Genomic DNA, 19430 nt, shown 5'->3' with positions numbered 1-19430 from the left:
GCCGACGGTCTGTGGAAAGCCTGACCGGTTGCATGATACTGGGAGGTGGCATGTCTGTGAGCTACGTCCATTTGCCGCCTGAAGCGGAGCTCCCTTTGATGGGAGAGGCCGGACCGTTTCGAGCCGTCCTCGTGCTTGAAAACGCTGTGTCCGACGACTGGCAGAGCCGGGTAAGCGAGTGGCTCGTCAAGTCAGGCTGCCGCTACATGATGGCTTGGGGGGTAGAGTGCAGTTCGTGGGACGATAGCGTCGATTGGGCGAATCTCTCTGTAGTTGACCTCGACGACATCCCAGACGACCTGTTTGTAATGACGACATGGCATGACGACGAACCGCTCACAGAGACGTTCTGGTTCGCCGGTTTCACCGCACATCACCCCACCGTGCGCTTGGAGCATGTCGCTATCATCGACATCGGCCCGACGAACCGGGAAAGTGAAATGCTCCAAGCCTACGAAACGGCCCAGACGATGTCGGCCTGACATCCGCAATGGGTTTGAAGCGCGTGTTGGTTCACGCGCTGACCTCAGACGTTCAGATCGATAAGAAGATCAAATTCCGCTGCCCTGCTCTTCCACCGGGGGCGGGGTCAGCAGCAGGAAGGCGCGGATCCAGGCGGTGAGGACGGCGCGGTCGTTGGGGCGGTTCAGGCTGTCGAGGGCGGCGTCGGCCAGGGGTTCGGGGATGCGCGAGCCGCGCCGGACCTGAACCAGGGCGGCGGCGTATTCGGGCTGAAACTCCGGGTGGCACTGGAAGGACATGGCGTCCTGACCCCAGGCCAGACCGGCGTAGGGGGTGAATCCGCTGGAGGCGATGACGCGGGCGTCGGGCGATATGGCCGTCACCTGGTCCTGATGCGAGACCGGAATGGCGAGGGTGCGGGCGCGGGGGTGCATCCAGGGCTCGGTCCCGTGGACGTCGTAGCGGTGCAGGCCGACGCCCCAGCCCTTGTCCGACTTCTCGACCGCCCCGCCGAAGGCGTGGGCCAGGACCTGATGACCGAAACAGATGCCGACGAGCCGGGTCCGGCCTCGCGCGTCGCGCAGCCAGTCGATCAGCTGGGGAATCCACGGCAGGTCGTCATAGACGCCGGCGGCCGAGCCGGTGACGATCACCCCCTGGAAGGCGGTCGGGTCGGACGGCAGATGGCCCGACTGGACGTCGAACCGGGTGGTGGGGACGTTTTCACCCAACAGGGCGCGGAACCGGGCGGGGTAGTCGTCGAAACTGTCCTTCAGATCATCGGGAGGATGGCCGGTTTCGAGAATGGCGATACGGGTCATGGGATCAACATAGGGGCGGCGCGCGCCGATCAGAAGGACCAGATTTCAGCCTTGCCGCCCGGATCGCCCAGGCTGTTGGCGACCCAGGCGCAGACCTGTTGCGCCGCCGCCTCGGCGCCCGGCGGCGGATTGACGATCACCAGGGCGCAGCCGTTCATTTTCATCGGATTGGTCAGGGGGCGCAGGCGGGCCTCGGCCACCAGGGTCGGACCGGCCCTGCCCTCCAGCCGCCGGGTGAAGGCGTCGAAGGTCTCCAGATCCTTCAGCGGGGTCCAGATCGCCACGGTCGCGGTCGGATCGCGCTGGATGACCGTCAGGGCCGTCTCGGCGGAGCGGACATAGTCGTCGGGCTTTTCGAACGGGGGGTCGATCAGGATCAGGGGGGCCTTGAGCCGCGCGGCCTCGGCCGCCGCCAGGGCGTAGCCGTCGCCCTCGCGCGCCTGGGCGTTCGGGCGGTCGGCCAGGGCCTGGTCCAACAGGGCGCGGACGGGCGGGTTCAGCTCGAAGCCGACATAGCGGCCACCCGCCCCCAGGGCGTCGGCGATCAGCAGGGGCGAACCGGGATAGAAGCGGGCGCCGCCGTCGGGATTGGTCGCCGCGACCCGCTCAGCCAGGGCGTCCAGCAGCGGGGGCCGGCCCTGGGCCGTCATCAGCCGCGCCACCCCGGCCTCGGCCTCCTTGGACCGGGCCGCGTCGCCCGACAGATCGTACAGGCCCGCCCCGGCGTGGGTGTCGAGCACGGTCAGGGGGCCACGCGCCTGAAGCGTCTGGACCAGCCACAGGACCAGGGCGTGTTTGACCAGGTCGGCGAAGTTTCCGGCGTGGAAGCTGTGGCGATAATTCATCCCGCCTCGTGTCGCGGCGGGGGCGCGGGGTCAAGCGGAACCCGTCACCGGAACCCGGAACCGTCGCGCCGCGTTCGGTGCGGGTCTGAGGCAAGTGGCTGAAAGACCTTTGAAAAGGGCAGCGGCCATGGCGGACGGATCGCAGGGCTTCGAGACGGCCGTCGAGGTTCCGCAGGGTCTGAGCTGGTGCAGCGACGAACAGGCCGGCATCCGCCGCCGCCGGGCCGGCAAGGGGTGGTCCTATCGCGACGCCAAGGGGCAGGCGATCAAGGATCCCAAGGTGCTGGACCGTATCCGCGCCCTGGCCATTCCGCCCGCCTGGACCGACGTCTGGATCTGCCCCAGGGCCAACGGCCATATCCAGGCGACGGGCCGGGACGTGAAGGGGCGCAAACAGTATCGCTATCACAACGACTGGAGCGCGGCCCGGTCCGAGACCAAGTTCGACAAGCTGCCGGCCTTTTCCCGCGCCCTGCCCAAGTTGCGCGCCCAGGTCGAGCATGACCTGAACCTGAGGGGGCCGGTGAAAGCCAAGGTGCTGGCGACGGCCGTGCGCCTGCTGGAGATCACCCTGATCCGGGTCGGCAACGCCGCCTACGCCAAGGAAAACCGCAGCTATGGGCTGACCACCCTGAACAAGCGGCATCTGGAGGTGGACGGGGCGGCCCTGACGTTCGAGTTCCGGGGCAAGAGCGGCAAGGATCACCGGGTCAGCATCCGCGACCGGCGGCTGGCGCGGGTGGTGCGGGCGCTGGAGGACCTGCCGGGCCAGCATCTGTTCAAATATCGCACGGCCGACGGCGACCTGTGCCCGGTAACCTCGGACGATGTGAACGCCTATATCCGCGCGGCCATGGGCGAGCAGTTCTCGGCCAAGGATTTCCGCACCTGGGCCGGGACGGTGTCGGCCGCGCGGGCTCTGCGGGAGATGGAGCCGCCGACCTCGCCCACCGACGCGAAACGCAAGATCACCGTCTGCGTCAAGGCGGTGGCGGGCCTGCTGGGCAATACGCCGACGGTTTGCCGCGCCTCCTATGTCCATCCGAAGGTGATGGCCCTGTACGAGAGCGGCGAACTGAAGACCGCCCTTCCGGGACCGGACGCCAAGGGGTTCGAGAAGGCGTTGATCCGGTTGTTGATCGCCGGGTGATGACCCCTAGCCCTTCATCCGCCAGGTGGCGCCGTCGGGGCCGTCCATGACGACGACGTTCAGTTCGTTGAGGCGGTCGCGGATGCGGTCGGCCTCGGGCCAGTCCTTGGCGGCGCGGGCGGCGGCTCGTTGCTCCAGCAGGGCTTCGACCTCGACGCGCAGGGCGTCGGAGACGTCGCCTTCCAGCCAGGCGGCCGGGTCGGACTGAAGCACGCCGAGGATGGAGGCGCAGGCGATCAGGCGGGCGCGGGCCTGAGCCACAGCGTCCAGATCACCGGCGGTCATGCCGCGCTCGATCTCGCTGGACAGGGCGAACAGGCTGGCCATGGCGCCGGGGGTGTTCAGGTCGTCCTCAATGGATTTCAGGAAATCGAAAGGCGGATCGAGATCCAGAACCTCGACACCGCTGGATCGGTGCAGGGCGCCGTACAGCCGGTCCAGCGACTTCTTCGACTGATCCAGCAGGCCCTGGTTCCAGTCCAGCGGCTGACGATAGTGGGCCGACAGCAGCGCCCAGCGGACGACCTCGCCCGGCATGGCCTGGACCAGGTCGTGCAGCAGCAGGACATTGCCGATGGACTTGGACATCTTCTCGGCGTCCACGGTCAGGAAGCCGTTGTGCATCCAGTAGCGGGCGTATTCCTCATGCGCGTCTTCGCCATGCGCATGGCCGTGGGCGCAGACTCCCTGGGCGATCTCGTTTTCGTGGTGGGGGAAGACCAGGTCGATGCCGCCGCCGTGGATGTCGATCGGCAGGCCCAGGGTCTGTTCGATCATGGCCGAGCATTCGATGTGCCAACCGGGACGCCCCTCGCCCCAGGGCGACGGCCAGGACGGCTCGTCCGGCTTGGACGGTTTCCACAGGACGAAGTCGTGTGGGTTCTTCTTGTAGGGGGCGACCTCGACCCGGGCGCCGGCGATCATGTCGTCCAGGTTCCGGCCCGACAGGGCGCCGTAGGCCTTGTAGGACGAGACGTCGAACAGGACATGACCTTCCGCCGCATAGGCGCAGCCGGCGTCGACGATGGCCTGGATCTGGTCGACGATGGCCGGGATATAGTCGGTGACGTGCGGCGCGATGTCGGGCGGCGAGACGTTCAGCAGGCCCATGTCGGCCAGGTAGGCGGCCTCGTAGCGGGCCGTGACCTCGCCGATGGGCACGCCCTCGCGCGCGGCCTTCTGATTGATCTTGTCGTCCACGTCGGTGACGTTGCGGGCGTAGAGAACCTTGTCCGCCCCATAGGTCCGACGCAGCAGCCGGACGAGGACGTCGAACACCACCGGCGGGCGGGCGTTGCCGATATGCGCGTAGTCATAGACCGTCGGGCCGCAGACATAGAGGGTCACCCGGTTCGGATCGCGGGGTTCGAACGCGCGCTTTTCACGGCGCAGGGTGTCATGGATGTGCAGCGGCATGGGAGAGAGTCTTCAGCGGGTTTTCTTGCGGGACGGAGGGTCCGTCCCATATAGCGGCCTGATATACAGTCCCGACGGATTGTAGAAGGTAAACCGGGCGACCCGCCCGCCCCGGCCGGAAAATCGAGTTTCATGAGCGTCATCCCCGCCAAGCCCGTCCTCGTCAGCGACGAAAGTGTGCAGCGTCCCAGCCGCGAACAGGCGCTGGAGGCCGTGCGGACCCTGATCGCCTGGGCCGGCGACAATCCGGACCGGCCGGGCCTGATCGACACGCCCAAACGGGTGGTGGACGCTTACGGGGAATGGTTCGACGGCTATGAGGCCGACGCGGCCAAGGAGCTGTCGCGCACCTTCGAGGACGTGACCGGCTATGACGACATGGTCATCCTGCGCGACATCGAGGTGGAGAGCCACTGCGAGCACCACATGGCCCCCTTCCTGGGCAAGGCCTATGTCGCCTATCTGCCCGGCGAGAAGGTGGTCGGCATCTCCAAGCTGGCGCGGGTGGTCGAGATCTTCGCCCGGCGGCTGCAGAATCAGGAAACCCTGACCAACGACATCATCGACGCCATCGAATCGCACCTGCAGCCGCGCGGCGTGGCGGTGCTGGTGGACGCCGAACATCAGTGCATGACCACGCGCGGGGTGCACCACCGGCACGTTTCGACCATCACCACCCGTTTCACCGGCGCCTTCAAGGACGATCCGGCCCTGATGGACCGTTTTCTGAAGCTGGCGAAGGCCTGAGCCCTCGCCTGTCGCGGGTAATTGACGTTCCGGAACGCCAGAACGTTTAGAACCGCTTTACAAGCGCGCATCGGGACGCCAAGAACCGATCAAGCTCTCGGGCGATCCATAGGGAATGTCGGCGCGGATCGCGGCCGGCGAGTAACGGAGACGAAGCATGGCTGCGAAGATCGGCGGTTCCGGCGGGGACAAGCACACGATCGAACAAACGGCTGACATCAACATCACGCCGTTCATCGACATTCTGCTGGTGCTCATGATCATCTTCATGGTCGCCGCGCCCATGGCGACCGTGTCGATCCGCCTCGACCTGCCGCCGGCGCAGCCGCCCACCAACCCGACCGAAGAAAAAGAGCCGGTGTACATCACCATCCAGGACACCGGTCAGCTGTTCATCGCCGAGAAGCAGACCTCGATCGACAATCTGGCCGCCGACGTCTGCACCGCCCTGGGCGGCGGTTCCTGCCAGGAAGAGCGCGTCTTCGTGCGCGCCCAGCCGGAAGTGAAATATTCCCAGTTCATGGAAGTCATGAACAAGATGCAGGAGAACGGCTTCTTCAAGGTCGGCCTGCTGAACGAAGACATCGAATAGGACCGAGGTTCTATCCAGAATCAGGGCCGCGTTCCGAAAGGGACGCGGCCTTTTTCTTTGTCGCAAGGCTTGCCCCCGCGCGCCGGGGCGGCCTTGATGGCGGACCGGTCGTTCGAGGAGTCCGCCCATGCGTCGTCGCACCTTCCTGTCCGCCTTGCCTGCGGGAGCCTTGGCGGCGACGGCCGTTCAAGCGCGTCAGTCGTCTCCGACCGCCAAGCCGACCGAGGCGGCCCCCGCGCCGGCCCGGCCCGTCGACCCCTATGCCGAGATCGGCATCGGCGACCGAATCACGGGGCCGAAATTCATGGGACGGTCGACCGTCTGGGGCGCGAATGGAGCGGCGGCGACGGCGCATCCCGCCGCCAGCCTGATCGGGATCGACACCCTGAGGCGCGGCGGCTCGGCCATTGACGCCGCCATCGCCATCAACGCGGCCCTGGGCTTCCTGGAGCCGGTGGCCAACGGCATCGGCGGCGACGCCTATTGCATGCTGTGGGACCCGAAGCAGAAGAAGGTCGTCGGGTTGAACGGGTCCGGCGCCAGTCCGCGGGGCCTGAGCCTGGAAACCGCGCGGTCCAAGGCCATCGACGGCTATCTGCCGCGCTATGGCGCGGTGACAGTGAACGTCCCGGGCACGGTGGACGCCTGGTGGAGCGCGCACCAGCGCTATGGCAAGCTGCCGTGGAAGGATGTGCTGCTGCCGGTCGCCGAGTTGTGCGAACAGGGCGTCCCCGTACCGCAGGTCATCGCCTACTACCTGGAACGCAATATGGCGGCCTTCGACCGGGGCCGGATCCCGATCGAGGAAAACGACAACCGCAAGCGTATATGGGCCGCCGGCGGGTCGACGCCCAAGGTGGGCGAGGTCTTCGCCAACCCCTTCCTGGGCAAGACCCTGCGGATGATCGCCGAGGGTGGGCGCGACGCCTTCTACGACGGTCCGATCGCCGACCAGATCGAGGCCTATTTCAAACGGATCGGCGGCTGGATGACCCGCGCCGACATGGCCGCCCACCACACGGAATGGGTCGAGCCGATCCAGACCAATTATCGCGGGGTGGACGTCTTCGGCCTGGGTCCGAATACGCAAGGCCTGTCGACCAACCAGATCCTGAACATCTGCGAACAGTTCGACCTGAAATCCATGGGCTTCCAGTCCGCCGCCTCGCTGCACGTCCAGGCCGAGGCCAAGCGGCTGGCGTTCGAGGACCGGGCGCGCTGGTTCGCCGACGACCGATTCTCCAAGACCCCGGTCGAATGGCTGAACTCGAAACCCTATGCCGCCGAACGGGCGAAACTGATCCAACCGGACCGGGTCATGGACCGGGTCATGCCCGGCGACGCCCCGCACCACGGCGACACCACCTATTTCAGCGTCGCCGACAGCGACGGCATGATGGTCAGCTGGATCCAGTCCAACTATCGCGGTATGGGCTCGGGCCTGGCGCCGGACAATGGCTCGGAACCGCTGGGCTTCATGTTCCAGGATCGCGGCGAACTGTTCGCCCTGACCGACGGACATCCCAACATCTATGCGCCCGGCAAGCGGCCGTTCCAGACCATCATCCCCGGTTTCGCGGTCAAGGACGGCGAGCCGTGGATGGCGTTCGGCGTCATGGGCGGCGCCATGCAGCCCCAGGGCCAGGCCCAGATCATCATCAACATGGTCGACTATGGGCTGGAGCCCCAGGCGGCGGGCGACGCCCCGCGCTGGCAGCACTACGGCTCGTCCGAACCGACCGGCCAGCCGCAGGAGGGGACGGGGGTGCTGCATCTTGAGAGCGGCGTGCCCGACGCGACCAAGGCCCAGTTGCGGGCCATGGGCTGGACCCTGGGCGAACCGGACGGCGGTTTCGGCGGCTATCAGAACGTGATGAAACAGATGAACCCCGGCGGGCGCTGGACCTATGGCGCGGCGACCGAGATGCGCAAGGACGGGATCGCTCTGGCATACTGACATGACCCACGATGACGTCCGCGCCCTGTTGCTGTCCTTTCCCGGCGTCGAGGACGGGGTCTCCTATGGAGAGCCGTCATTCAAGGTGGCGGGGAAGTTCCTGACCTGGTTCTGGCCGAAGCTGGACGACAGCATCGTCGTGCATCTGGATAACCGCGACGAACGCGACCTGCTGATCGAGATGGATCCCGCCACCTTCCATTTCACCGACCACCATCGCGATTATCCGCTGGTGCTGGCGCGGATCGCCACGGTCGATCCGGCGTGGCTGAAGGCCATGCTGGAGCGGCGCTGGCGCAAGGTCGCGCCGAAGCGGATCGTCAAGGCCCACGACGCGGCTTGACCTTACGCCACGGAAACAAGGCAAGGTCCGTCCATAATAGAAACGGACGGAAACGACATGGCTATGGGCGTCGAGGATCTGGTCGTTAAGGCCAGGGACGGCTGGCCGCTGGAAGCGACCCTGTTCCGGGGAGCGGCGCCGCGCCGAGCGGTGCTGGTCTCGGCCGGGACCGGCTTTCCGCGCGGCTTCTATGCGCGGTTCGCGCGCTGGATGGCCGAGCGGGGCTGCGTGGTCCTGACCTATGACTACCGCGGCATCGGCGGTTCGCGGCCCGAGGATCTGGCGGCGATGGAAATGGACTATCCCGACTGGGGGCGGCTGGACATGCCGGCGGCGCTGAAGGCGTTGAAGAAAGCGGCGCCGGGCCTGCCGGTCTTCCACGTCGGCCACAGCGTCGGCGGCCATTTCGCCGGCTTCATGCCGAACCAGGCCGAGATCGCCGGCCATGCCTTCGTCTCGGTCGGCACGGGCTGGTGGGGCGGACACCACCGCTCCTACAATCCGATGGAGCTGTTCTTCTGGTTCGGGTTCGGTCCGGCCCATCTGCGCCGCCACGGCTATATACGCGGCGGGAAGCTGTGGCGGGGGACGGACCTGCCGCGCGGCGTGTTCGAGACCTGGAAACGGTGGTGCCTGAAGCCGGCCTATTTCCTGGACGAACTGGCCGAGGGCGCGCTGGACCCGCAGCAGTTCGCCGAGGTGCGCGCGCCCATCCGGTCCTGGATCTTTCCGGACGATCCCATCGCCACGCCTGGGACCGGGACCACGCTGCTGAAAGCCTATCCCAATGCGCCGTCCGAGATCGTCATTCGTCGCGCCGCCGACTATGGCGCGCGGCGCATCGGCCACGAGGGCGCCTTTCGCAAGGGGCTGGAGCCGCTGTGGCAGGAAATTCTGGATTGGTTCGACGCAGGGGTTTCGAAGGCCGCCCCCGGCGCCTAACTTTGCGGTCCCCCGAGAATGAAGGATTCTTCCATGACCTACGGCGATCAGCCCACCCTCACCGTCGATGGAATTGAAATCCCCCTGCTCGGCTTCGGCACCTGGCAGCTGGAACCGGCGGACGCGCGGCGGATGGTCGCCGAGGCGCTGCGGATCGGCTATCGCCACATCGACACCGCCTGGATCTACAAGAACGAGAAGGCGGTCGGCGAAGGCATCGTCGATTCGGGCGTGGTGCGCGAGGACATCTTCCTGACCACCAAGATCTGGGTCGAGCATTTCACCCATGACGCCCTGCTGAAACAAGCCAAGGAATCGGCCGAGAGCCTGGGAACGACGCCGGACCTGCTGCTGCTGCACTGGCCCAAGCCGACGCCGAGCTTCGAAGAAACCCTGGGGGCGCTGAACGCCGCGAAGGACGAGGGGCTGACCCGTTCGATCGGCCTTTCGAACTTCCCGTCGAAGGAGTTCCGTCAGGCTCAGGCCGTGTCGAAGGCGCGGCTGCTGACCAATCAGGTCGAGCATCACCCCTATCTGGGCGTCGATCAGCTGACGGCGACGGCGGCTGAACTGGGGTCATCGATCACCGCCTGGTCGCCGCTGGCCCAAGGCAAGATCGCCGACGACGTCACGATTTCCGAGATCGCCCAGGCCCACGGCAAGACGAACGGCCAGGTCACGCTGCGCTGGCTGATCCAGAACCGGATCATCGCCATTCCGCGCACGACGAAGGAAAGCCGCGCGAGAGAGAATTTCGACATCTTCGACTTCGAACTGTCAGGCGAGGAAATGCAGCGGATGGGCGCCCTGGATCGCGGCGAGCGGCTGGGGCCGTGGCTGGACGACGCTTATGAATGGGACAAGGCCGCCGCCTGATCGGCGACGGAGGGGCGGCGCATGTTGCGTGAACGGGACCGACCGCGTCTGTGGCGCGCTGCCTTCGCCGTGATCGGCTGGGCGGCGCTGGGGCTGCAATATCTGCTTCTGGTCGCGCCGGCCGAGGGTTGGGGCGTGCTGGGCCGGACGGTCCAGTATTTCAGCTTTTTCACCATACTGACCAATATCCTGGTCGCCCTGGCCTTCACCGGCCCTCTGGTGCGGGCGGATCGACGGATCGCCCGGTGGACCGCCGGCGAGGGCGTGCGCGCGGCCCTGGCGATGTATATCGTCGTCGTCGGCGTCGTGTACCATTTCATGATCGCCCCCTACTGGAAGCCGGAAGGGCTGACGCTAGGGGTCAATCTGGTGCTGCACTACGTGATGCCCGCGGCCTTCCTGCTGGATTGGCTGTGGTTCACGCCCAAGGGTCGGCTGCGCTGGATCGATCCAGTGAAATGGCTGGCCTTTCCGCTGGCCTTTGCCGGTTGGACCCTGGCGCACGGGTTGGCGACCCACTGGTGGCCCTATGGGTTCGTCGATGTGGACGCCCTGGGCCTGGGCCGGGTGCTGGCGATCTTCGCCGGACTGCTGGTCTTCTTCCTGCTGGTCGGGTTGGCGCTGGTGGGACTGGACCGTATCTTCAGGCGCGGGACAGGTGACAGGGCGAGCGCAGCGCTTTAGGCGGAGCGGATGGCCTACAAATCCCTGCGTGACTTCATCGACCAGCTGGAAGCCCAGGGCGAGCTGGTCCGGGTGTCCGAACCCGTCTCCACCGTGCTGGAGATGACCGAGATCCAGACCCGGCTGCTGAGGAACGGCGGGCCGGCGGTGCTGTTCGAGAAGCCCGTCATGCCGGACGGGTCGATCAGCCCCATTCCCTGTCTGGCCAATCTGTTCGGCACGGTGAAACGGGTCGCCATGGGGGTGACGCTGGAGGGCAAGGCGCGGACGACGGCGGGCGAGCTGCGCGAGGTCGGCGAACTGCTGGCCTTCCTGCGCAATCCGACGCCGCCGCGCGGTCTGGGAGACGCCATGGAGATGCTGCCGCTGGCGCAGACGGTCATGTCGATGCGGCCCAAGACGGTGAAGAAGGCGCCGGTGCAGGAGGTGGTGCTGAAGGGCGACCAGATCGACCTGACCGCCCTGCCCGTCCAGTCTTGCTGGCCCGGCGAGCCGGCGCCCCTGATCACCTGGGGACTGGTCGTGACCAAGGGGCCGAGCGAGGATCGCGAGGACGACTTCAACCTGGGCATCTATCGGATGCAGGTCCTGGGCAAGGACAAGGCCATCATGCGCTGGCTGGCCCATCGCGGCGGAGCGCAACACTATGCCCGTCACAAGAAGGCGCGGCCGAAGGAGCCCCTGCCCTGCGCCGTGGTCCTGGGCGCCGATCCGGGGACCATACTGGCGGCGGTGACGCCGGTGCCGGACACCCTGTCGGAATATCAGTTCGCCGGCCTGATGCGGGGCGCCAAGGCCGAACTGGTCCCGTGCAAGACCGTGCCGCTGATGGTGCCGGCCCAGGCCGAGATCGTGCTGGAGGGCCACGTCCTGCTGGACGAGTTCGAGGACGAAGGGCCGTACGGCGACCACACCGGCTATTATAACTCGGTCGAGAAATTCCCGGTCTTCAAGGTCAGCGCGATCACCATGCGCCGGGCCCCCATCTATCTGACCACCTTCACCGGCCGGCCGCCCGACGAGCCGTCGGTGCTGGGGGAAGCCCTGAACGAGGTCTTCATTCCGCTGCTGCGCCAGCAGTTCCCGGAGATCGTCGACTTCTGGCTGCCGCCTGAAGGGTGCAGCTACCGGATCGCCGTGGTGTCGATGAAGAAGGCCTATCCGGGCCACGCCAAGCGGGTGATGCTGGGCGTCTGGAGCTATCTGCGCCAGTTCATGTACACCAAATGGGTCATCGTCGTGGACGACGACATCGACGCCCGCGACTGGAAGGACGTCATGTGGGCCATCTCGACCAAGATGGACCCGGCGCGCGATATCACGGTGATCGAGAGCACCCCGATCGACTATCTGGATTTCGCCTCGCCCGAGAGCGGCCTGGGATCGAAGATCGGCCTGGACGCCACAGACAAATGGCCGCCCGAGACCAGGCGCGAATGGGGCGAGGAGATCCGCATGGACGAGGCGGTGATCGAGCGGGTGAACGACCTGTGGGGCCGGCTGGGTCTGCCAGGCGACGAGAGGCCGATCTGGCGGCGGTGATCGACAATGCTGACAGCAGCTGGCAGCAGAGCGCTGTAGGACGGCGGAATAGCTGGAGCAGCCGCCATGACCCGTTCGCCCATTCATGACTTCGACTTCCTGTTCGGACACTGGGAGGTCGAGCACCGCAGACTGACGAGCCGGGGCGTCGGCTCAGATGACTGGGACGTCTCCCACGGGACGGCGTTCACAGAGCCGCGCATGGGCGGGATCACCAACGTAGAGCAACACGACTGTTCCGAGCGCGGCTGGCGCGGCGTGGCGCTGCGGACCCTCGATCTGACGACCGGAGAATGGTCGATCTATTGGATCAGCGACCGCGACGGCCGGTTGAGCCCGCCGGTCGTCGGCCGATTTCACGACGACGGCTGCCGCCTGGAAGGGCCCGATCTGGACGGCGAGCGGCCAATCCTCGCCCGCTTCGAGTGGTCGCGCGTGAACACGGACACGCCGCATTGGGCGCAGCATTTCTCTTACGACGACGGGCGAACCTGGGAGCTGAACTGGGCCATGAAATTTCGGCGAACGGCTTGAGAGTCGACTGAGCAATCGCGCGCGGTTCATTTGGCGGCGACAAGCTGTGGATCGGGCAATAGGTTAGTCCCACGACTCATCCGGGGGGCCAATGAGCGCGTTCGAGTTTTTCTTCAGCTTCTATGGTCTGCTGCTGGGCCTTTCGGTCGCCGAACTGGTCGGCGGGTTCGCGCGCGTGCTGCATGAGAAGCAGCGGATACGCTTCGGCTGGTTGACGCCGATGCTGGCGCTGTTCGTGGCCATCGACATCGTCACCTTCTGGAATCAGGCCTGGGTCATCTTTCGCGGCGCGCCGTTCAACAGCTTCGTGCTGCTGATCTCGCTGAGCGTGGCCGCGACCTTCTACGTCGCCGCCAGCGTGACCTTCCCCCGCGTATCGGCCGAAGGCGGCGATGAACGGATCGACCTCGACCACCATTTCTGGACGCATCGGCGGATGGTGTTCGGCTGCATCCTGGCGGCCAACCTGATCGTCGCCATGGGCCTAATCATCCTGGCCCAGCTTAATTCCGAGTTCGCGCGGCTCGCCGGTTCGGTGCGACTGTGGGCCGGAGTCTCGATTTTCGTCATAGGCACGGCGACTGCGGCCTTCGCGCCCTGGCGCAAGGTGGCGGTCGGCGCGCTGATCGCAGTGCTGCTCTACAATCTTTGGAACGTGGCCAACTCGGCCGCCCTGCTGGTGCAGGCTGGCGGATGGGCGCCGGCCCTGGGCGGCGGCAGCTGAAAACTTGTCACGCGGCGCCAATCGGCTCACGAAAGCCCATGCAGTCCCCTCTCCTGGTTTCGGCCCTGGTCGCCGCCCTTGTCTGTAGCGTGAGCCCCGCCATGTCCCAGTCGCTTACCAACACCGCCCCCTGGGACCAGGCCTTCCTGCCGCCCGCGCCTGCGTGGGACGGGGCGTCGAAAGCCCTGTTGCGCGATGCGAACGATCCCTGGATCACGGCGTTCGAGGCGGATCCGGCGCATGACTTCAGCCCGAACTATGTCGATACGCGCGCCTGGTTCGACCGGCTGGACGCGGCCAGCGACCTGATCCGCATCGAACAGTTCGGGGTCTCGCCCGAGGGTCGGCCGATCTATGCGGTGATTGCCTCGAAGGATGGGGCGGAGTTCGATCCGGCCAAGCCGGTGCTGATGATCCAGGCGGGCATCCATCCGGGCGAGATCGACGGCAAGGACGCGGGCATGATGGTGCTGCGCGACATCGCCTTCTACGGCAAGGACGCCCTGCTGGACCGGGTGAACCTGATCCTGATCCCGATCCTGAGCGTGGACGGGCATGAGCGTGCGTCCGCCTATTCCCGGCCGAACCAGCGCGGGCCGCGCATCCAGGGCTGGCGCAACACGGCGACCAATCAGAACCTGAACCGCGACTATCTGAAGCTGGACCAGCCCGAGATGCAGGCGGTGCGCGGCCTGATCCTGAAATACCGGCCGGACCTCTATGTCGACGTCCACGTCACCGACGGCCTGGATTACCAGTACGACGTCACCTACGGCTTCAACGGCGAGGACGGGACGTTCAGCCGGTCGCCGAACGGCTCGGCCTGGCTGGACACGGTGTTCAAGCCGGCGATGAACGCGGCTCTGGAGCGCGAGGGCCATATCCCTGGCGAACTGGTGTTCGGGATCGACGACGACGAACCGAAGAAGGGGTTGTCGGATGGCGGTCTGGGCGAGCGGTTCTCCAACGGCTGGGGCGCGGCGGCCCATGTGCCGACCATATTGATCGAGAACCATAGCCTGAAGCCGCACGAGCAGCGGGTGCTGGGGACCTATGTCTTCATCGAGGAGGCGTTGCGCCTGCTGGCCGACCAGGGCGCGGACCTGAAGGCGGCGACCGAACAGGACCGCGCCCTGCGCCCGGCCGAGATCCCCGCCAATTTCGAGGCCGAGGAGACGCCTTCCTCCACCCGCTCATTCAAGGGGATGTTGTACGAGATGTACGACAGCCCCGCCTCGGGTCGTCGGGAAATCCGCTGGCTGGGCCGACCCGATCCCGAACTCTGGCAGATGCCCTTCTATGGGTCGAAGCCCGGTCTGATACTGGAGCGGCCGACCGCCTATTGGGTCCCTGGCTATCGCACCGACATCATCGAACGGCTGAAGACGCATGGGATCACGATGGAAACGGTCGAGACGCCTCGCGTCGCCGATGTGTCCATGCTGCGTCTGGTCGATCCGAAGCTGGCCACGCGGGCCAACGAGGGCCATGTCCAGGCCTCGGTCGAGACGGTCGAGGTCGAACGTCGCGCCTGGACCTTCCCGGCCGGCTCGGTGCGTGTGCCGACTGATCAGCCGCTGGGCGACATCGCCGTCCTGCTGCTGGAACCTCAGTCGAGCGAGAGCTTCTTCGCCTGGGGCATGTTCCCCGAGGTGATGAGCCGGGTCGAATATATCGAGGCCTACGCGATTGCGCCGCTGGCCGAAAAGATGCTGGCCGCCGATCCGGCGCTGAAGGCCGAGTTCGAGGCGAAACTGGCCGCGGAGCCCGAGTTCGCCGCCGATCCCCAGGGGCGGTTGGCCTGGTTCTATGCGCGGACGCCCTTCTACGACGACCGTTATCTGCTCTATCCCATCGGTCGAGAGGACTGATCCATGACCACCACCCTGATGCAGGCCATCCAGGCCGCCGCCCTGTGGAGCGGACTGCTGATCCTGCTGATGCTGGTCCTGTCGGGCATAGTGGTCAGCGGACGCCGCAGACATCTGGTTTCGTTCGGCGACGGTGGAAACCCCGACCTGATGGCCGCCAGCCGAGCCTTCGGCAACTGCGCCGAATATGCGACGCCGGGCATGATCGCCATGCTGCTGCTGGCCGCGGTCGGCGCGCCGGCCTGGATGGTGCACGGGGTGGGTGCGACCCTGCTGGTCGGCCGGATCGTCCATGCTCTGGGCCTGCTGTTCCAGACCGGGCCCTCGCTGGGCCGGGTGATCGGCATGCTGCTGACCTGGGTCGCCCTGCTGATCGCCGCCGTGGGCCTGATCGCCTTCGCCGTCGTCTGAGCCGTAAGGTTGCGGTGCAGCAAAGGGTCCGCCATATCGGGGCATGACTGAAACACGCGACGCCTCCGTTTCCGCCGAACTTCTGCATGACATCGTCCAGGCCGCGCTGAAGGCCGGCGCCGACGCCGCCGAGGCGGTCAGCGCCGACCGCAAGTCCCTGTCGGTCGGGGTGCGCAACGGCAAGCTGGAAGACGTCGAGCGCGAGGAATCGCGCGACCTGGGCCTGCGGGTCTTCGTCGGCCAGCGCCAGGCCTCCGTCTCGGCTTCGGACCTGTCGCCGGAGACGCGCGCGCGTCTGGTCGAACGGGCCGTCGCCATGGCCCGACTGGCGCCGGAAGATCCGCACGCCGGGTTCGCGCCCGAGGATCGGCTGGCGCGCGGCCCCTTCCCCGCGCTCGATCTGTTCGATCCCAGCGAGCGCAGCGCCGAAGCCCTGGAACAGGTCTCGGCCGAGGCCGAAGCGGCGGCCTTGACGGTCGAGGGCGTGGCCCGGTCCGAGGGCGGGCACGCGTCATGGTCGTCCACCCGCTGGCGTCTGACGACCTCGCACGGGTTCGACGGCGACTATCAGGGCTCGGCCTTTTCGCTGGGCGTCGGCGTGATCGCCGAGAAGGACGGCGCCATGGAGCGCGGGGGCGAGAGCCGGTCGACCCGCCATCTGTCCGATCTGCCCGGCGCCGGGATCATCGGAGAGACCGCAGGCCGCAGGGCGGTCGCCCGCACCGGAGCGCGCAAGATCGCCTCGACCACCGCTCCCGTCATCTTCGACAATCGCATGGCGGGCCAGATCATCTCGCCGGCCGTCGGCGCCATTTCCGGCCCGTCGATCGCGCGCGGCACCTCCTTCCTGAAGGACCGGCTGGGGCAGAGGGTGTTCGCCGAGGGCGTGACCCTGATCGACGACCCGTTCCGTCCGCGCGGTCTGGGGTCGACGCCGTTCGACGATGAAGGCGTCGCGGTCGAGCGCCGCGCCCTGTTCGAGGACGGGATGCTGAACACCTGGCTGCTGAACAGCGCCTCGGCGCGGCAATTGGGACTGCAATCGACCGGCCATGCGTCGCGCGGCCTGGCGGGACCGCCCGGGGTCTCCACCCACAATCTGCATATGGAACCGGGCGAGCGGGATCTGGCCGGGCTGATGGCCGATGCTGGGACGGGTCTGCTGATCACATCGATGTTCGGGCCGTCGCTGAACGGAAACACCGGCGACTGGTCCGCCGGGGTGTCCGGCTTCTGGTTCGAGAACGGCGAGATCGCCTATCCGGTCAACGAGGTCACGGTGGCGGGCAAGCTGACGGAGCTTTATCTGCGCATCCAGCGCGGGTCGGACCTGGAGTTCCGGGGCGCGTTTAACGTCCCCAGCCTGATGTTCGACGCGGTGGCCATAGCCGGCAAATGATGGACCTGAACGCTGATCTGGAGCTGATCCGACAGGCGGCGCTCGACGCCGGCGCCCTGGCGGTCGCCGAGCGCGCGGCGGGGCTGAGGGTCGAGTCCAAGATCGGCGGTTCGCCCGTCACCAGCGGCGACCTGGCGGTGGACGCCATGTTGAAGGACCGTCTGCTGGCCGCCCGCCCCGACTATGGCTGGCTGTCGGAAGAGACGGCGGATTCGCCGGATCGGCTGTCGAAGCGGCGCATCTTCGTGGTCGATCCGGTGGACGGCACCGTCGCCTATATGAAGCGACAACCCTGGTGGTGCGTGCCCATCGCCGTGATCGAGGACGGGCGCGTGGTCGCAGCCGTCATCCACGCCCCCGAGGTGCAGGAGACCTATGAGGCGACGCACGGCGGCGGGGCGCGACGGAACGGCGCCCTGGTCCGGGCCTCGGACGCCGACACCCTGGACGACGCCTCGGTGCTGGGGGATGCGCGGATGATCGAGGGGCCGCACTGGGACGAGCCCTGGCCGCCGCTGCGATTTTCGAAACGCAACGCCCTGGCCTATCGCATGGCCCTGGTGGCGGCCGGCGCCTTCGACGCCGCCCTGGCCCTGACGCCCAAATGGGACTGGGACGTCGCCGCAGGCAGCCTGATCGCCGAGGAGGCCGGCGCCAAGGTCAGCGACCACCACGGCCGGGCCTGGGCCTTCAACCGCCCCGACCCCCGACAGTCCAGCCTGGTCTGCGCGGCCCCGGCTCTGCATCCGCTGATCGTGCGGCGCTGTAAAAACGTACCGATATCGACCTAAGGCGGGGGCTGAAAAACCCGTTCGACATTGATCCTTGGGCGTTCTGGGCCTATGCCCCCCGCGAACGCCTCCCCAGCCCCAAGGACATTCGATGGTCGATCAATCCTCCGTCCCCGCGCAACTGCTTCACCTCGTCATCGGCGGCGAGCTGCGCCACCCGAACGAGCCGGTGTTCCGCGACGTGTCTCAGGTCGAATTCGTCGGCGCCTATGGCAGCTATGACGAAGCCAAGAAGGCCTGGAAGGCCCGCGCCCAGGCCACCGTCGACAACGCCCACATGCGCTATTTCATTCTGCACGCCCACAGGCTGATCGATCCGCGCGGCGACGCGGCCTGATCGCGCTATAAGGGAGCGGGAACCCGCTCCCTGAACGGACGCTTGGTCATGATGAACCTCGAACCCCAACAGATTTTCCAGCTGGTCAGCCTGCTGGCGGTGCTGGCCCTGTTCAGCATCTCACTGCGGGGACACATCGGCTATGCGCGCTGGTTCAAGAAGTGGGAAGCGGATCGCAAGGCGCGGCGCGACGCCGAGTTGGGAGCGAAGTCCAAAAACGGCGACGACGTTTCCAAGAACGGTCCCTGGGGCTGACGCCTATTCGCGCTTCAGCAATTTCTCGGTCAGCAACGTGCCCCACCAGCCGGCCTTGAACTCGGCGCGGATCGCCTTGGGGTCGTAGTCGGGGCTGTCGACCCAGTCGATGAAGCTGATCCCCCGTGGCTCGATCTCGTTGACGTATTTCTCCAGCGTATAGTCCAGCACGCCTGTCAGGCCCTCGCGCGAGTGCAGGTATTTCTTCGACAGCTGGTTCATGGCGACCGAGATCGGCTCGCCCAGGTGAAAATGGCGATAGAGGACGGCCATCATCCCCGCCCGGTCCGCGCCGGACTTGCAGTGGATCAGGACCGGATACTGGATCGTCTTGAACAGGTCGCGGGCGCGGTGGATGCGGTCGGTCTGGGGCGGATCGCGCGAATCCAGCGGCGCGTCGATCAGGGTCAGGCCCAGCCGTTCGCAAGCCTCGCGCTCCAGCCAGTAATAGCCCTCGTCCCTCTGTCCGCGCAGATTGATGACGGTGCGGACGCCCTTGGATTTCCAGTAGGCCAGTTGGCGCGGCGACGGCTGGTTGGTGCGGACCAGGTCTGGGCCCAGCCAGTGAGCGTTCGAAAACGCCAGCCTGAGAAAGGCGTGGTCCGCCCAGAAATAATGCCAATGCGCCCGGAAACGGCCCATCGCGGTCGAAAGATCAAAGCGCGCCATGGCCGCCAGATAGCGATACTGAGCCGCCGCGTCACCTGTGTCGGCTTGACTTGGATCGCAAG

22 protein-coding genes are annotated in these 19430 nt (G+C 66.6%); 18 read left to right on the top strand and 4 right to left on the bottom strand.

The window, feature by feature from the left end:
- Positions 1-50: 50 nt before the first annotated feature.
- Positions 51-482: a hypothetical protein gene (locus H2037_RS07965; protein ID WP_292120039.1), complete on the top strand. Its 432-nt coding sequence runs from the start codon at positions 51-53 to the stop codon at positions 480-482.
- A 69-nt stretch (positions 483-551) separates the two neighbouring features.
- On the opposite strand, the gene H2037_RS07960 is transcribed toward H2037_RS07965, so the two are convergent.
- Positions 552-1283, bottom strand: coding sequence for a type 1 glutamine amidotransferase (locus H2037_RS07960; protein ID WP_292120036.1), 732 nt, complete (start codon positions 1281-1283; stop codon positions 552-554).
- Positions 1284-1312: 29 nt separating this feature from the next.
- Positions 1313-2128, bottom strand: coding sequence for a 23S rRNA (adenine(2030)-N(6))-methyltransferase RlmJ (gene rlmJ, locus H2037_RS07955; protein ID WP_292120033.1), 816 nt, complete (start codon positions 2126-2128; stop codon positions 1313-1315).
- 127 nt (positions 2129-2255) lie between these two features.
- Between rlmJ and H2037_RS07950 the strand changes: the two genes are divergently transcribed.
- Entirely contained in the window at positions 2256-3278 is a 1023-nt protein-coding gene (locus H2037_RS07950) for a DNA topoisomerase IB (protein WP_292120030.1), read from the top strand.
- 6 nt (positions 3279-3284) lie between these two features.
- On the opposite strand, the gene cysS is transcribed toward H2037_RS07950, so the two are convergent.
- Positions 3285-4694, bottom strand: a complete 1410-nt coding sequence (gene cysS, locus H2037_RS07945) for a cysteine--tRNA ligase (RefSeq protein ID WP_292120028.1) — start codon at positions 4692-4694, stop codon at positions 3285-3287.
- 132 nt (positions 4695-4826) lie between these two features.
- Between cysS and folE the strand changes: the two genes are divergently transcribed.
- The 16 genes from folE (at position 4827) to H2037_RS07865 (ending at position 18699) form a co-directional block, all read left to right on the top strand.
- Positions 4827-5441: a GTP cyclohydrolase I FolE gene (gene folE, locus H2037_RS07940; protein WP_292120026.1), complete on the top strand. Its 615-nt coding sequence runs from the start codon at positions 4827-4829 to the stop codon at positions 5439-5441.
- Positions 5442-5598: 157 nt separating this feature from the next.
- Positions 5599-6033, top strand: coding sequence for a biopolymer transporter ExbD (locus H2037_RS07935; RefSeq protein ID WP_292120023.1), 435 nt, complete (start codon positions 5599-5601; stop codon positions 6031-6033).
- A gap of 127 nt (positions 6034-6160) precedes the next feature.
- Positions 6161-7990: a gamma-glutamyltransferase family protein gene (locus H2037_RS07930; RefSeq protein ID WP_292120020.1), complete on the top strand. Its 1830-nt coding sequence runs from the start codon at positions 6161-6163 to the stop codon at positions 7988-7990.
- Position 7991: 1 nt separating this feature from the next.
- On the top strand, positions 7992-8333 hold the full coding sequence (locus H2037_RS07925; RefSeq protein WP_292120018.1) for an MmcQ/YjbR family DNA-binding protein: 342 nt from the start codon (positions 7992-7994) through the stop codon (positions 8331-8333).
- 57 nt (positions 8334-8390) lie between these two features.
- Entirely contained in the window at positions 8391-9275 is an 885-nt protein-coding gene (locus H2037_RS07920; protein ID WP_292120015.1) for an alpha/beta hydrolase, read from the top strand.
- Positions 9276-9308: 33 nt separating this feature from the next.
- A complete protein-coding gene (locus H2037_RS07915) occupies positions 9309-10151 on the top strand; it encodes an aldo/keto reductase (protein ID WP_292120012.1) in 843 nt (280 codons plus the stop codon).
- 21 nt (positions 10152-10172) lie between these two features.
- A complete protein-coding gene (locus tag H2037_RS07910; protein WP_292120009.1) occupies positions 10173-10835 on the top strand; it encodes a Pr6Pr family membrane protein in 663 nt (220 codons plus the stop codon).
- Between the two features lie 9 nt (positions 10836-10844).
- Positions 10845-12377 (top strand): UbiD family decarboxylase, encoded by a 1533-nt coding sequence (locus H2037_RS07905; RefSeq protein ID WP_292120007.1) that lies wholly within the window; start codon positions 10845-10847, stop codon positions 12375-12377.
- Positions 12378-12443: 66 nt separating this feature from the next.
- Positions 12444-12911, top strand: a complete 468-nt coding sequence (locus H2037_RS07900) for a DUF1579 domain-containing protein (protein ID WP_292120004.1) — start codon at positions 12444-12446, stop codon at positions 12909-12911.
- 91 nt (positions 12912-13002) lie between these two features.
- Positions 13003-13635, top strand: coding sequence for a hypothetical protein (locus tag H2037_RS07895; protein WP_292120002.1), 633 nt, complete (start codon positions 13003-13005; stop codon positions 13633-13635).
- A gap of 101 nt (positions 13636-13736) precedes the next feature.
- Complete coding sequence (locus H2037_RS07890; RefSeq protein WP_292119999.1) at positions 13737-15506, top strand: M14 family metallopeptidase; 1770 nt, start codon at positions 13737-13739, stop codon at positions 15504-15506.
- Between the two features lie 3 nt (positions 15507-15509).
- A complete protein-coding gene (locus H2037_RS07885) occupies positions 15510-15917 on the top strand; it encodes an MAPEG family protein (RefSeq protein ID WP_292119996.1) in 408 nt (135 codons plus the stop codon).
- Between the two features lie 43 nt (positions 15918-15960).
- Entirely contained in the window at positions 15961-17316 is a 1356-nt protein-coding gene (locus H2037_RS07880) for a TldD/PmbA family protein (protein ID WP_292119993.1), read from the top strand.
- The gene (locus tag H2037_RS07875) at positions 17313-18107 is read left to right on the top strand and encodes a 3'(2'),5'-bisphosphate nucleotidase CysQ (RefSeq protein WP_292119990.1); all 795 of its coding nucleotides are present in this window, start codon (positions 17313-17315) and stop codon (positions 18105-18107) included. The genes H2037_RS07880 and H2037_RS07875 overlap by 4 nt, the downstream gene beginning before the upstream one ends.
- Positions 18108-18198: 91 nt before the next feature.
- The gene (locus H2037_RS07870) at positions 18199-18444 is read left to right on the top strand and encodes a DUF4170 domain-containing protein (protein WP_292119987.1); all 246 of its coding nucleotides are present in this window, start codon (positions 18199-18201) and stop codon (positions 18442-18444) included.
- Positions 18445-18492: 48 nt separating this feature from the next.
- Entirely contained in the window at positions 18493-18699 is a 207-nt protein-coding gene (locus H2037_RS07865; RefSeq protein ID WP_292119984.1) for a hypothetical protein, read from the top strand.
- Between the two features lie 3 nt (positions 18700-18702).
- Here H2037_RS07865 and H2037_RS07860 read toward each other — a convergent pair whose 3' ends face one another.
- Positions 18703-19368 carry a sulfur transferase domain-containing protein gene (locus tag H2037_RS07860; protein ID WP_292119981.1) on the bottom strand — a complete coding sequence of 222 codons (666 nt, stop codon included), beginning with the start codon at positions 19366-19368 and terminating at the stop codon, positions 18703-18705.
- Positions 19369-19430 lie beyond the last annotated feature (62 nt).

It is taken from the genome of Brevundimonas sp. (assembly GCF_013912065.1).
Taxonomy (GTDB): Bacteria; Pseudomonadota; Alphaproteobacteria; order Caulobacterales; family Caulobacteraceae; genus Brevundimonas.
The sequence above is the reverse complement of the archived record's forward strand: the minus strand, read 5'-3'. Positions and strand labels throughout refer to the sequence as shown.